This is a genomic window from Photobacterium rosenbergii, assembly GCF_003026455.1.
Classification (GTDB): Bacteria; Pseudomonadota; Gammaproteobacteria; order Enterobacterales; family Vibrionaceae; genus Photobacterium; species Photobacterium rosenbergii.
Map to the genome: position 1 here is coordinate 26,906 of NZ_PYMB01000016.1, position 14,111 is coordinate 41,016.

Annotated in this window: 9 protein-coding genes; 8 read left to right on the forward strand and 1 reads right to left on the reverse strand. The window is 46.1% G+C overall.

Annotation, left to right across the window (positions count from 1 at the left end; translation table 11 throughout):
* Nucleotides 1-131 precede the first annotated feature (131 nt).
* From C9J01_RS21395 to C9J01_RS21430, 8 genes are all read left to right on the forward strand, one after another.
* Nucleotides 132-1,106: a helix-turn-helix domain-containing protein gene (locus C9J01_RS21395; RefSeq protein ID WP_107300176.1), complete on the forward strand. Its 975-nt coding sequence runs from the start codon at nucleotides 132-134 to the stop codon at nucleotides 1,104-1,106.
* A gap of 295 nt (nucleotides 1,107-1,401) precedes the next feature.
* On the forward strand, nucleotides 1,402-3,609 hold the full coding sequence (locus C9J01_RS21400; protein ID WP_107300177.1) for a bifunctional metallophosphatase/5'-nucleotidase: 2,208 nt from the start codon (nucleotides 1,402-1,404) through the stop codon (nucleotides 3,607-3,609).
* 137 nt (nucleotides 3,610-3,746) lie between these two features.
* Nucleotides 3,747-5,204, forward strand: coding sequence for an ATP-binding protein (locus C9J01_RS21405; protein WP_107300178.1), 1,458 nt, complete (start codon nucleotides 3,747-3,749; stop codon nucleotides 5,202-5,204).
* Between the two features lie 19 nt (nucleotides 5,205-5,223).
* Complete coding sequence (locus C9J01_RS21410; RefSeq protein WP_107300179.1) at nucleotides 5,224-5,913, forward strand: response regulator; 690 nt, start codon at nucleotides 5,224-5,226, stop codon at nucleotides 5,911-5,913.
* Nucleotides 5,914-5,987: 74 nt separating this feature from the next.
* The gene (locus C9J01_RS21415) at nucleotides 5,988-7,559 is read left to right on the forward strand and encodes an Lcl domain-containing protein (protein WP_237157035.1); all 1,572 of its coding nucleotides are present in this window, start codon (nucleotides 5,988-5,990) and stop codon (nucleotides 7,557-7,559) included.
* A gap of 214 nt (nucleotides 7,560-7,773) precedes the next feature.
* Nucleotides 7,774-8,529 carry an SDR family NAD(P)-dependent oxidoreductase gene (locus C9J01_RS21420; RefSeq protein WP_107300180.1) on the forward strand — a complete coding sequence of 252 codons (756 nt, stop codon included), beginning with the start codon at nucleotides 7,774-7,776 and terminating at the stop codon, nucleotides 8,527-8,529.
* Between the two features lie 762 nt (nucleotides 8,530-9,291).
* Entirely contained in the window at nucleotides 9,292-11,490 is a 2,199-nt protein-coding gene (locus C9J01_RS21425; protein WP_107300181.1) for a bifunctional metallophosphatase/5'-nucleotidase, read from the forward strand.
* A 62-nt stretch (nucleotides 11,491-11,552) separates the two neighbouring features.
* Nucleotides 11,553-12,710, forward strand: a complete 1,158-nt coding sequence (locus tag C9J01_RS21430) for a YibE/F family protein (RefSeq protein ID WP_107300182.1) — start codon at nucleotides 11,553-11,555, stop codon at nucleotides 12,708-12,710.
* A gap of 88 nt (nucleotides 12,711-12,798) precedes the next feature.
* Here the strand turns inward: C9J01_RS21430 and C9J01_RS21435 are convergent, their stop codons facing one another.
* On the reverse strand, nucleotides 12,799-14,106 hold the full coding sequence (locus C9J01_RS21435) for a DUF1501 domain-containing protein (RefSeq protein ID WP_158264583.1): 1,308 nt from the start codon (nucleotides 14,104-14,106) through the stop codon (nucleotides 12,799-12,801).
* Nucleotides 14,107-14,111 lie beyond the last annotated feature (5 nt).

Sequence of the window (14,111 nt, forward strand, 5' to 3'; positions counted from 1 at the left end):
GGGATTTTTTTGTTCTGCTCATTCTCTATTACAGAAAAGGATAACAAGTTGAAACAATCTTGCTGCCATGCAGTACACTGAAATTTCATATGATGTGTTAGTAAACCGCTAGTGAGTTTTGGCAAACCGATATGAAATCAACTTCTTCGACGACTGATATCCTTCTGACTTCCACCATGAACATCTGGCCTTTCATAGAGTACTGTGAAAGAAAAGGCTTTGATTGGAAGGCGGTTGCCAAGGAGTGTGAACTACCGGTTGAAATGATGGATAAAAAGCATTGGCTACCGACCAAAGATATTATGTTGTTTTTGTTCGGATTAGAGAGACGCTATGGTTATCTGGTTGGAATTGAAATTGGTCGGTTTATTTCCGTCAAGCAGCTTTCGCCAGAGTTAGACAGCAAGATAGAGCAATGTGGCAGCCTCTCCGAGGGACTCCAGTTATTGGTCTTAGAAATGCCCAAGCTCAATAACCATGTAATTGTCTGGACAGAGATGATTGATGGCAAGTGGTGGCTGTGCCATCGCAGTGCCTTCCGTGACTCGACCCCGGGGTTTGAGCAGGCTGAATGGTTTAGAACCCTTGCAATGATTAACTATTGTCGCCGGTTCATTGAAGGCTATTGGCAGCCGGAACAAGCCAAGCTAATGTCACCCGATACCAATTTAGACAAACTACCTCAGACGTTCACCAAGACGAAGCTTGTGTTTGGACAAACGTTTGGTGCATTTACGGTCCCGCTTCCCGATGGATTCCACCCCATAACGGAGCAAACCAGAGATGCCAATTGGCACCACTCGGTAAGCAAACTCATCGATACCTATGCACCGCTGCCTTGGTTCAATATCAAGTGGTTCTCAACCTTGTTGGGTATGACACCAAGAACCCTGCAACGTAATCTGGGCCAGCAGGGACTAACCTTCCGTGAACTCCGGGATAACTCAAGGCGTGACCACGCGATACAGTTATTGGGCCAAGAGGGCGTAAGTACCCACGAGGTCGCCTGGCGGGTAGGGTACGATGATCTCAGCAACTTCAACCGTGCCTTTCGAAAATGGACGGGATATACCGCCCCGGCGTATCGACGGAAGATATTATCGTGATTTAGTGATTCGACACGATGGTGGAGAATACAATTCCGTAGCATCTTTGGCATGCTAATTAGCTTAGGAAACAAGAGGCAAGCAAAGGATTGCTTGTTTCAAAAATATCCAGCTTTGTGTTGGCCAATTGTTGAGCTTTAACCTTGTTGCAGCATGCAACGGTTTACATTTAACGCGGCATTTATCCAACTTACGGAATTTACATTTCGCAACAGATTGAGTGATTTTTACGTATTTATTCTATTTTATCTCCTTATATTGCTAATGTTTTTACCCTGACATTAGGCTCTGTGAGATGAAAAATAAAACCTTTAAGCTTGCGACACTCAGTGCCGCAATCCTGATGGCTTCTGCTGGAAGCTTTGCGAATGACTCTACACCTATTACCATCGCCGAGTGTAAAACCTTCGAACCTACTCCTTCGGTAATCGTAAAAGGCGAGAATAACGAACTAACAAGCCAGACGATCACCATTGGTGCGACCGGTGATATGCATGGCCGTATCTTTGCTTTTGACTACGCGCTAGACGGCGTCGATAGAAATGCCGGCTTCTCGAAAATTGCTACCTTGCTGCGTGACGAGCGCGCCAATAACGACAATTTCTTACTGATTGATCTGGGCGATACCGTTCAGGGCAACTCGGCAGAACTGTTCAACAATGATCCGGTTCACCCAGTGGTTGAAACCATGAACACCCTAAATTATGACCTTTGGGTGCCAGGTAACCACGAGTTTGATTTTGAGCGCGCTTTCCTTGAGCGTAGCCTTGAGAACTTCAACGGTTCGGTGATCTCTTCCAACGTGATTTGGGATAAGAACTCGGTTGATTGTAAAGCGAATGAGGAAGAAACCCCATTCCTGCGTGGCTACCAGATTTTCGATTACAACGGTGCCAAAGTGGCGGTAATCGGTTTGACTCCATCCTATGTAAAGGTGTGGAACGCGTCTAACCCAGAGAACTTCCGTAACCTGGATTTCAAAGACGAGCTGGAATCTGTTACCGAGACAGTCAATACGGTTATCGACCAATACCAGCCGGATGTCGTCATTGGTGCCCTTCACCATGGACGTAAAGAACATGGCCGCGGTGTACACGAGATTGCCTCTAAGCTGGCTGATAAGTTCGATGTTATCTTCATGGGTCACGAACATGCCCGCTTCATCGAACAAGTAGAGAAAGGCGCTGACTTTACTGCTGAAATGCCAGAGATTTCTGTTGCTGGTAACAGCGAGCAGGAAGACAAGGCGAAATCTGGTGTGTACAACGCCCAGAACCGCCATGAAAAAGTGAAGATCATTGAGCCGGGCAACTGGGGCTGGGCACTGGCCAAGGCTGAAATCGAGCTAGAGAAAGATACGCAAGGTAAATGGCAGATTGTCGATACGACGCTTTCTAACCGCAAGGTAGAGAACGTACAGGAAGACAAGCACCTGCAAGAGCAGATGCAGCATATCCATGATGCCTCGGTTGAAGATGCCAATATCATGATCGGTAAGGTGAAAGGTAACTTTACCAACTCCAATGGTGGCTTTGCCGATGAGGCCGTTTTGGAAGAGCAGGTACTTAACAGTGAAGGCCTACGCCTTTACAGCTCTATCCATACCGGCAAGTTGGCGGACATGCCGATCACCGATTTGATCAACCAGATCCAAATCATGAACATCGAGCAGAAAGGTTCTGACGCTGAAGGCAATAGCATCAAAGTTGATGTTTCTGCGGCAGCGTTGTTCTCTGACGGCTCTAACCTGTTCGATGGTCAGGAATACCGCAAGAAAGACAGTGCCAACCTATACATGTACGACAACCAATTGGTTGCTGTCAGCATCAAGGGTGAGCAGCTGAAAGAGTACATGGAGTGGTCTTACGGTTACTTCAATACTTACCAGCAGGACGACATTACTGTGTCTTTCGACCCAGCTATCCCTGCTTACAACTACGATATCTTCGATGGTTCAATTCAATACACCGTTGATCTGAGCAAAGCGGTTGGTGAGCGTATTGATATTGCCGAAATCCGTGGTGGAGATTTCAACCCACAAGCTGATTATGTACTAGCTATCAACGATTACCGTCTGGGTACCCTGCTTGGCCAAGAGTGGATCACTGGCGAGCAGGTGATCTGGGATTCTTCGAACGAACCTGTATATGCCGTACGTGACATGATCACCGAGTATGTTGAGAATGAAGGTGTGCTGGACCGTAGCAAATTCGAGAATGTGAACTGGTACATCAAGCAATACGGCCCATCGAATGCTGCCGGTGACGTTACCGAGCAAGGTGACATCCTTACGCTGCGTGAAGGTGCGGGTGCTGAGTTGTGGCAAAAGCTACAAAACAAAGAGATTTGTGTAATGCGCTCGGGCCCAGGTGCACGTGATTCTATCAACGTGTCAGTGAACCTTGCCGATGAAAGCACTTGGTTTGCGAACCCTAACTATTCTGCAGAGGCGACTCAAGAAGCCCTGTATGAAGGTTGTGCGTACAGCAACCAGCCGAAGTAACAGACTGATTGGATTAACATGAGAAAAGGCGCTCCGGCGCCTTTTTTGTTTTTATTTGTGTGCTATTTGGCCGCTCTCCATATTTTCTCCCATTTTATCCTGTAGGCTTATTGAGTCACTTTAACTTGGTAATGCCAATGCGGGTTTCTTTGTTTCGAAAACTCTTTCTATGTTTATTTATCAGCAGTGTATTAGTCGCCATTGGCATGGGTTTGTTGATTAACTCAAGCTTCAAAGAAGGCTTTCAGCGTTTTATTAACCAGGAAGAGATCCTGAAAGTTGAGCTTTTAGCCGAAAAACTTTCCGCTTATTATTCAGAACAATACGGTTGGACTCGGTTGGTTGAGTCGCCCCATGTTTTTGCATCTATGCTGCAACAACTGGGGGAAATTCCGCCCCCGAGAGGTAGAGGGCATACAGGCCCAAATCGAGTGGCTGATAGCGCTAAACCTGCTGTGCCATTGGATAAGCCTTCGTCTGTGTTTATCCCCCTAGGGATGCGAGTTAATCTTGTTTCACTTGCCAACGAACCTTTATTGGGAGCGCCTGAAAACTTACGCTCGCTTCCTAATGATTTTCGGATAGAGAAAGTAGCGGTGAACTACAAGGGGGAGCAGGTTGGCTGGATAACCGTCATACAGAGCCTATCCCTGTCGAGCGCGTTGGCTGAAAGTTTTCTGCACTCGCAAACCCGCAATATTATTTTCATTACATTGGCGACTTTGGTTGTCAGTTTAGTTTTTGCCAGTGGATTAGTAGGGTATCTTCTCAAACCACTTAAAGCGCTTCACCGAGGAGCTGAATCGGTCCAACAAGGTGATCTGGATCATTACATCCACTTCCGGGGCAATGATGAGGTCACCGATGTGATCCATGCTTTCAATCACCTTGTCGTCAACCTCAAGCAACAAGAGCAGATGAGGGAGCAATGGTTGTCGGATATTTCTCATGAACTACGTACCCCTCTGGCGGTGTTAAGAAGTGAACTGGAGGCGTTAATTGACGGTATTCGTCAACCAGAACCTCGATATATCGAATCTTTACACCATCAGGTACTCAATTTGACAAAATTGGTAGAAGAGTTACGAGTACTTTCAATAGTTGATATGGCAGGTAGTCACGCTATCGTTGCAGAGCCCCTCGAGCTCTGTGATTTGCTCATCCCTTGCTTAGAGCGCTATGAGGCTAGGTTAAAACAAAAACAGATCGTTCTTCACCAACCCAAGGAGGTGTGTAAGCCTATGATGGTAGATGGGGAGCGAGAAAAAATAGAGCAGGTTGTTTCAAATCTGCTGGAGAACAGTTACCGCTATACCGATGCAGGTGGCCATATTTGGGTATCTCTTGAGTTGCATGAGCATCAGGTCGTGCTCGTTATTGAAGATAGTGCTCCTGGGGTAACGGATGAAGCGCTCCCTAGGCTGTTTGAACGACTATATCGGGTGGATCAATCCCGTAACCGGGAACATGGCGGGTCTGGATTGGGGCTGGCGATTTGCAAAAGTATTATTGAAGCTCATCATGGGCAGATATATGCAGCCCACTCAGAGTGGGGCGGGGTTAAGATGATAGTGACCTTCCCGAGACAAGGATGAAGGTAGAGGAGTTCGCATAGTGATTTTGATTGTTGAAGATGAAGCGGCATTAGCCAACGTACTGGGGGAGTACCTGTCCCACAGTGGCTACGAGAGTCATATCATCGAAGACGGCGGCAGAGTGATTGACTGGATTAAACAGCATTCCCCCGAATTGGTGATCTTGGATCTAATGCTACCCAATCGCGATGGTTTAGATATCTACCGTGAATTGCGTACCTTCAGTGAAGTGCCTGTCATCATGGCAACGGCCAAGGTTGATGAAATAGACCGCTTGTTAGGGCTAGAACTGGGGGCAGACGACTATGTGTGCAAACCATATAGTCCTAGAGAGTTGGTGGTGAGGGTAAAGAATATATTACGAAGAGTTCAGGCTAAGCAACTTCAGTCTACGCAGCATCAGGCATTGACATCGGTGCTGAGGATTGATGAAGCCCAAATGAAAGCTTGGGTACATGACAAAGTACTGAGCCTTACACCTGCAGAATTTCATTTATTGGCGTTTTTCTTCCAGCATACTGGCCAGGTGTTCAGCCGCAATCAATTGATGGATAAGATTTATGATGATGATCGGGTGGTGACGGATCGTACTATTGATAGCCATATCAAAAACCTGCGAAAGAAGATCTTAGCGATAGACAGTGAGAGCGACTGGATCAAATCGGTCTACGGGGTCGGTTACCGGTTTGAAATTGATGAAATCTCCTAGATTGCTCCATATTTCGCACACAATTACAGCGCATAGTTACCCCATCAACACATTAAAGCTTGATTGGGGTAACCATGAATAAGACTGAGTTTAAAAACGCTTTTTTCCGCATTTCGAAATTAACTGCTGCCATTGCAATCACTGGCATGACTGCTTTCTCCACAGTCGCAGCGGCCAACCAGTCACCGCAATACAGCTACAGCATTGTCGATACCAACCAGTCATTTTGTACCGATGCACAGAGTGTATTAGGTGAATGTCCTACCGAAGAAGGAAAAACTGGATTCGGTCAGGATGCCCAGTATCAGGGTAATGCTCCAAGTTATAGCCGTAATAATGACGGTACGGTAACAGATAACAATACCGGCCTTATGTGGGCGCAAACCACGGATACCAATGGTGATGGGAAAATAACCGCAGCAGATAAGATGACTTATGATGAAGCCTTCGCCTATGCCTCAAACTTGGAATTGGCAGGCCACAGTGATTGGCGTGTGCCAACCATCAAAGAGCTTTATTCATTGATGATGTTCGATGGTGAGGATCCGAGCGGTTTAAATGGTGCTGGTACTTACTCTATCCGTCCATTCATTGATCATGAGTATTTCGGATTCGAGTCTGGCGATCTAAGCGCTGGCGAGCGTCTGATCGACTCTCAATATGTGAGTAGCACCAAATATGTATCAACTACGATGAATGAAGATGAGACCGTATTTGGTGTGAATTTCATCGATGGTCGTATTAAAGGCTATGGTATGGAGTCTCCACATGGTGGGGAGAAAACCTTCTATGTCATGGTTGTTCGCGGTAACACCGATTATGGCATTAATGATTTTTCAGATAACAACAATGGGACGGTGACAGATAAAGCTACAGGACTGACTTGGCAACAGGCTGACAGCGGTTCTGGTATGGATTGGCCAACTGCACTTGAGTACTGTGAAAACCTTGAACTAGCGGGTAACAGTGATTGGAGGTTGCCAAATATCAAAGAGCTACAGTCGATAGTTGATTACAGCAAGTCACCGGATACCAGTAATAGTGCTGCTATTGACAGTGTGTTCGAGGTGACGCCATTTGTTAATGAGGGCGGCAAGCAGGACTATCCAAACTATTGGAGTAGCACGACCCACCTTAACCTAAAAAATGGGCAGCATGCCGCTTATATGGCTTTCGGGCGTTCACTGGGTTATATGAATGGCGAATGGATTGATGTGCATGGTGCAGGTGCTCAGCGCAGTGATCCGAAAGTTTACAATGGTGTTGACTATCCTGAAGGACACGGGCCGCAAGGCGATGCTATTCGCTATAGCAACAGTGTTCGATGTGTTACTGACAGCAATACAGTATTTGAAGTGCAGCCAGAGTCAACAGAGCGCGCAACCAAACAATACACGCTTGATAGCTCTGATACGTCAATGGATGCACATAAACCTGGTAATCAACAAGAAAAGGGTAAAACAAAGCGTAGTAATGAGGGTGATCGACAAGGCCACGATCCATTTACTCAAATGGATACAAACAACGACGGTAAACTCTCCCGTGATGAAGCGCGTGGACCTTTAAAGCGTGATTTTGACCGTCTAGACACGAATAATGATGGCTACCTTACACGCGATGAACTGCCCAAAAGACTGGGTAAATAAAGAATAAACGAGTGATAACACAGAGCCTTGGTGGTAGCACCAAGGCTTTTTTGTATCTAAACCAGACGAAGATCACTTTTGATCCTTTCATGAGGTTTGAATTCTTAATGAAAGGTGTTATTGTAATACAATATTATTGATTGCTAGATGTCGAAGCGTACTTTTCCTCAGAGCTTTCGGCATAGCCATTAACTAACTTAAAGAGAACATTGATATGTCTAACAAAGTTGCATTTATCTCTGGTGCTACAGGTGGTATCGGTTTCCAAGTTGCTAAGCGTCTTGGTCAAGATGGCTACACTGTGATTCTTAACGGTATCGAAGACACTAAAGGCGCAAGCTGTGTGGCTGAGCTAGCAGAAGCTGGCATCGAAGCGGAATACCGTGGTTTTGACGTAACTGATGAGAATGCTGTAACTGAAAACATCAATGCTATCGGTGAAAAATACGGTAAGATCGATGTTGTTGTTAACAACGCTGGTGGCCTTGGTGGTCGCAGCCCAATCGAAGGCATGGAAACTGAGTTCTTCCGCAAAGTAATGGCACTTAACCTAGACAGTGCATTCTTTGTTTCTCGTGCGGCAATCCCGTTCCTGAAGAAGTCTGACAACGCGTCAATCATCAACTTCACATCTAACGCTGCTTGGAACGCAGGTGGCCCAGGTGCAGGTATCTACGGTACATCTAAAGCTGCAGTTCACACGCTAACTCGTGCTCTTGCAAAAGAACTAGCACCAGCAAACATCCGTGTGAACGCGGTATCTCCAGGTACTATCGATACGCCGTTCCACGCACAGATTAAAGAAACTAAGCCTGAAGTATTTGCTTCTTGGGCTAACAGCATCATGCTGGGTCGCCTAGGCCAGCCAGAAGAAGTGGCTTCTGCTATTTCTTTCTTAGTAAGCAAAGATGCTTCATTCATCACTGCTGAAACGCTACAAATCGGTGGTGGTCAGGCGCTAGGTATCTAATCCTATGCCTGAACAAAGCTAGTTATTAGCTTTGTTGAGAGAACCAATACAGACGGTAGGTACTGCAAAGTACCTACCGTTTTTTTATGTCAGTGGGTCGCAGCAGAAGCGTTCATTTTTGGCAATTGACTATTGCTATACGTAAAGGGCGTTGCTAGCTTGTCCTGCTGTCCTGCTGTCCTGCTGTCCTGCTGTCCTGCTGTCCTGCTGTCCTGCTGTCCTGCTGTCCTGCTGTCCTGCTGTCCTGCTGTCCTGCTGTCCTGCTGTCCTGCTGTCCTGCTGTCCTGCTGTCCTTACACAGCTTTACAATTGGTGTGATAACGGTTGCATTTTGACGAGTAGGAGGAGGTTATTTGAGGGAGACTCCCACTTTATGGCTAGAAAATGATCATGTTTTTTCATTTTGTAAGTCACCACTCTATTAACGAATACAGTGAATACCATATGGTGAAATGATCAATTATTGTGATCTTTGTCACTATTGAATGTTTTTGGTGGTTCATTTGCCTTTGAGTTTTTGAGGTCAAGATCACTCTGGCAAACGTTTGCTTGTTTGTTTTTTGAACGTCTGGGTGTTGTGCTGTTGTTGATGTTTAACGTTTGCGCAGCATGCAAAGGTTTACAATTAACGATTCATTTATTGAACTTACCGAATTTACATTTGGAAATGTTTTGGCTGCATTTTGAGTTTTTATTCTATTCCTTGGGCGTATATTTGCCCGCGTTCCCATTTTCTTTTTTTATTTTTTTGATTGCCTAAACATGACTAAGAGTACTATTAAAGTAGCAGCGCTGAGTGCAGCGATTGTTACCGCCCTAGCTGGATGTAATAGCAGTAGCAGTGATAATGATTACACACCTGGGATCTCAGAGTGTAAAACCTATCTACCAACCGAACCGGTTATCGTTAAAGGCGATAACGACCAACTAAATCGCCAAACTATTTCTATTGGTGCAACTGGTGATATGCACGGCCGTATTTACGCTTGGGATTACGCTCTTGATGCCCATGACCGTAATGCAGGTTTTACCAAAATTACTACTTTGGTTAATGAAGAACGAGCCAAGAACAGCAACTTCTTGTTGATTGAGCTAGGTGATACGGTTCAAGGTAACTCTGCAGAGCTGTTTAATAGTGAACCGGTCCACCCTGTTGTTGAAAGCATGAACTTCATGGAATACGACGTATGGGTTCCGGGCAACCACGAATTCGATTTCGAGCGTGCTTTCCTTGAGCGTAGCATTGAAGGCTTCAACGGTGCGGTGATCTCATCCAACATTATTTGGGATACAAATTCAGCAGGCTGTAACAGCAATGGCCAAGAAATCCCATTCTTACGTGGTTACCAGATCTTTGATTACAACGGCGCCAAAGTTGCGGTTATCGGTCTAACACCTGCCAACGTACCAGTTTGGAATGCATCCAACCCAGACAACTTTAAAAATCTAGATTTCAAAGATGAGTTTACTTCTTTGGAAGAGACCGTTGATCAAGTGATTGCTCACTATCAGCCAGATGTAGTGATTGGTGCGCTACACCATGGCCGAAATGAGTCACACACCCGTGGTGTGAATGAAATCGCGACCAAGATGGCCGATAAGTTCGATGTGATCTTCATGGGTCACGAGCACGCAGAGTTTATTGAGCAAGCTTATATTGATGGCGACTTCACTGAGGGGATGCAAGATATCTCTGTCGAAGGTGAAAACCAGCAAGAAGATAAAGACTTGTCTGGTGTTTATAACGCAGAAACTCGCCATGAAAAAGTAAAAGTCATCGAGCCAGGCAAATGGGGCTGGGGCTTGGCGACCGCTGAGATCGAGCTTGAAAAAGATCACAATGGTCAATGGCAAATTACAGATACTACGCTATCCAACCGTAAAGTTGATGTGGTTGAGGAAGATGTTGATCTTCAGGATGAGATGGAGTGGGTTCATGAGAAATCTCGCCGAGTAGCTAATGAGAAAATTGGTGAAGTCCAAGGTAATTTCACTTACTCAACTCGTGGTGGCGCCGATGAGGCGGTATCTGAAGAACGTCATTACGACGGTCAGGATTTGCGTCTGTACACGACTATTCACAACGCAAAGCTTGCGGATATGCCGCTGACCAACTTGATTAACCAGATTCAGATCATGAATGTAGAGAAATATGCTGATGTTGAAGTAGATGTATCTGCAGCAGCTCTATTCTCAGATGGTTCAAATCTCTTTAATGGTGATGATTATCTTAAAAAAGATAGCTCTAACCTTTACATGTATGACAACCGCGTGGTTGCTGTCTACATGACAGGTAAAAATCTGAAAGAGTACATGGAATCGTCTTATGCGTACTTCAATCAGTATCAAAAGGGTGATATCACGGTCTCTTTTAACCCTGAAATTGCATCTTTCTATTACGATATCTTTGGCGGTAAAATTAGCTTTGCAGTTGATTTGAGTGAGCCTAAAGGCAACCGAATTCAAGATCTTTTGATTGATGGTATGCCTCTGGAAGAAGGTAAGAAGTACGTTGTGGCCGTCAATGACTATCGTTTGGGTGATCCGTTATTGAATAATGGCTGGGTTGAAGAAAGTGATGTGATTTGGGACTCAGTTGATGTAGGTACATATGCAATTCGAGATATGTTAACTGAGTATGTTGCTGAAAACTATACGCTAGCAAGCAAAGTTTTTGAGAGCAGCAACTGGTACATCAAGCAATATGGTCAACCGAATGAGCAAGGGGTCATTTCACGCAAAGGTGAAATGCTAGAAACTCGTGCAGGAGAAGGCAAAGAGCTTTGGCAAAAACTGAAGAATCAGCAAATCTGTGTAGTTCGTGATCAAAGTCGCTCAAAGTCAATCAGTGTGGCGGTGAATGTTAACGATGATTCAACTTGGTTTGAAAATGATAACTTCGATGAAAATGCCACGCAAGAAGAGTTGCACGAAGGTTGTAATTTCAGAAACCAACCTTAATTGAATTTATTGAAATAAGATAAAGAAGGCGCTTCGGCGCCTTCTTGTTTTGGAATATTACGATGTTAAAACGATTACTATTTCCTTTTGTCGTCTTTATGATTTCAACCGCCATTCTGTGGTATTCACCAACTGTAAGTGAATCATTCCGGCCCAAGGCTTACAGTAACCAGGAATTTGTCCGCGCGAGTGTGATCGATGTTTTAGCTGAGAGTACTCAGTCTGATCCTTTAGTGCCTTCAGTTAAGACAGGACGTCAACGGTTGCTGGTGGAATTGCTGGAAGGCATTGATGCCGGCAAGCAGGTCGAAGTCGAAAACCAACTTAGCCGATTACATAATGTCTATGTGGCAGAGGGTGACAGGTTTATCCTTTTGGTGAGAGAGCAGGGCGACCGCACGATTTACTGGCCTTACAACCATGACCGTTCTTCGGCAGTGTATTGGATGGTTGGTATCATTGTGGTGTTGACCGTGCTGTTTGCCGGTTTGCAAGGGGTGAATTCAGTCATTTCTTTGTACTTCACCGGTGCCCTGCTGATTGGTGTATTAGTGCCTGCTTTGTTTGCTGGCTGGAATCCAATTCTTATTACCATCGGCTTGATGGCAGTGAAAATTGTGGTCAACTTCCTGCTGGTTGCAGGCTGGAACAAGAAGTCGCTAGTCTCCATGCTGGGTACACTGGCTGGCGTGGTGATGGCAGGCTTAATGGCCCAGTTCTTTGGTGAGATGGCACAACTTAACGGCCTATACCTTGAGAAGGGGGAAGATATCCTGTATCTCGGCGGTGAAGCCCAAGTGCAAGTTCGTTGGTTGCTGTTTGTAGCGATTATGGTGTCGGCACTTGGCGCGGTGATGGATGTAGCGATTTCTATGGCCTCGTCTTACCATGAGCTGCGGGAAATGTCGCCGGAGCAATCAGAGAAAGAACGCCTATTGGCGACCATCCGTATCGGCCGCGATATCCTCGGGACCATGACCAATACCTTGGTGTTGGCTTTCGTGGGAAGCGCACTGACCACCATTATGATGGTATGGGGCTTCCAGATGCCGGTAATGCAGTTCATGAATATCCCTGCTTTGTCGCTGGCAATGATCCACGGTCTTGCTGGCAGTATCGGGCTTATTATGACTGTGCCGCTAACGGTCGTGATTGCCAGTGTTGTTTATCAACGTGATGCTAAAAAAGCGGTTGAGACTGCCGAAGCTGTCACTGAGTAATCCGGTGGTCCAAACCAAAAGCCCAAATTAAAAAAGCCACGATGCGTTCCCAGTGCATCGTGGCTTTTTAGTTTAACTCGGTCAGCATTTACACCATAAAGCCTAAGTCCATGGTGGCGAAGTTGGCCGAAGCGGTTGGGAAAATGGCTTCTATGCCTGATTGGCCGACGCCAAACCAACTGGACAGAGTGGCAGCCATCTGCTCGTGGGCTTGAGTTGGGATCAGGCGCCCCCTGCCATTATCGTCTGGACTTCCGACACTAAAGTCGGGATAAGCGCCATAGCAGCCGCTTGATACACTACCACCGATGACTAGTTGGTTACTGCCCCAACCATGATCGGTGCCATCATTGGCATTGTTGTGCATGGTGCGACCAAAGTCCGACATGGTAAAGCTGGTGACATTGGGCTGTAGTGCACCTAATGCCATAGTGAATTCGGTCAGAGCGGTATCGAGTTGGCTGTACAAGGATTGGTGACGCGGTACCTGATTCTTGTGGGTATCGTAGCCACCTTGGTTAACGATAAAGACCTGCCTCCCTACGCTTCCGGAAGCAACCGATGCATCAATAATGCGTTTAACCGCTGATAGCTGCGAGCCAATAGAACTATTTCGGCTTATGGCCGGATCGAGTTCCGTTGAGTCTATAAGCGAACGGAAGTTATTGTAAGGAGCAAGGAAGTCACTATGCTGCCTAGTGTACTGCTGGTGGAAGGGCGACATGTACACCTCCTCTACCATTTCGCTATATTCTCTCTCCAAAGTCCCTGATGCATTAAAGGCGTTTACCGCCGATACCGAACCTTGGGTATTAGTACGTAGATCACTGACATTTACACCGCTTAGCCAACTGTTTCCACCGAGTGAGAGTAGTTCAGGTATTGCCCCTCCCTGAGCTAAGATGTCCATCAGCAAACCACCCCAGCCATAGGCAGCATAGGCACTTGAATGCCATGCACTTTCCCATGCGTACTGCTGCTTTGAATGGTTAAACAGCCCTGTTGGATAGGGGGCGCCGGAGCCAGCAGGGCCAACTAGCGTACCTATATTGATTAACCCAGCAGCAAGGCCATCTTGGAACAATGACTGAACGCCCGGCATATTGGGGTGAAGGCCAATCGGTACTCCGTTGCTGTCGGTTTTGCCTGTCATCAACAAGCTAGCTTTATCAATAGCGATGTTAGGACGCCTTGCTGCATATTTGCCATAAAGGTCATCATCGCCCGCCATCATCATATTGAAGGAGTCATTTCCTCCTCGCAGGAAGACACATACCAAGGCTTTGTAATCTTCAGCCGCATACGCTTTGTTAGAGAGGGAAAATGCTACCGGCATAGCCGTCGCCCCGGTCATCAGGGCGCTGTGTTGCAAAAATCGACGTCTCGATAATTTCATCATCA

Excerpts from the sequence above, each read along its gene's own strand:
- C9J01_RS21395 (WP_107300176.1), top strand. The coding sequence starts at position 132 with ATGAAATCAACTTCTTCGACGACTGATATCCTTCTGACTTCCACCATG.
- C9J01_RS21400 (WP_107300177.1), top strand. The coding sequence starts at position 1,402 with ATGAAAAATAAAACCTTTAAGCTTGCGACACTCAGTGCCGCAATCCTG.
- C9J01_RS21405 (WP_107300178.1), top strand. The coding sequence starts at position 3,747 with ATGCGGGTTTCTTTGTTTCGAAAACTCTTTCTATGTTTATTTATCAGC.
- C9J01_RS21415 (WP_237157035.1), top strand. The coding sequence starts at position 5,988 with ATGAATAAGACTGAGTTTAAAAACGCTTTTTTCCGCATTTCGAAATTA.
- C9J01_RS21420 (WP_107300180.1), top strand. The coding sequence starts at position 7,774 with ATGTCTAACAAAGTTGCATTTATCTCTGGTGCTACAGGTGGTATCGGT.
- C9J01_RS21425 (WP_107300181.1), top strand. The coding sequence starts at position 9,292 with ATGACTAAGAGTACTATTAAAGTAGCAGCGCTGAGTGCAGCGATTGTT.
- C9J01_RS21430 (WP_107300182.1), top strand. The coding sequence starts at position 11,553 with ATGTTAAAACGATTACTATTTCCTTTTGTCGTCTTTATGATTTCAACC.
- C9J01_RS21435 (WP_158264583.1), bottom strand. The coding sequence starts at position 14,106 with ATGAAATTATCGAGACGTCGATTTTTGCAACACAGCGCCCTGATGACC.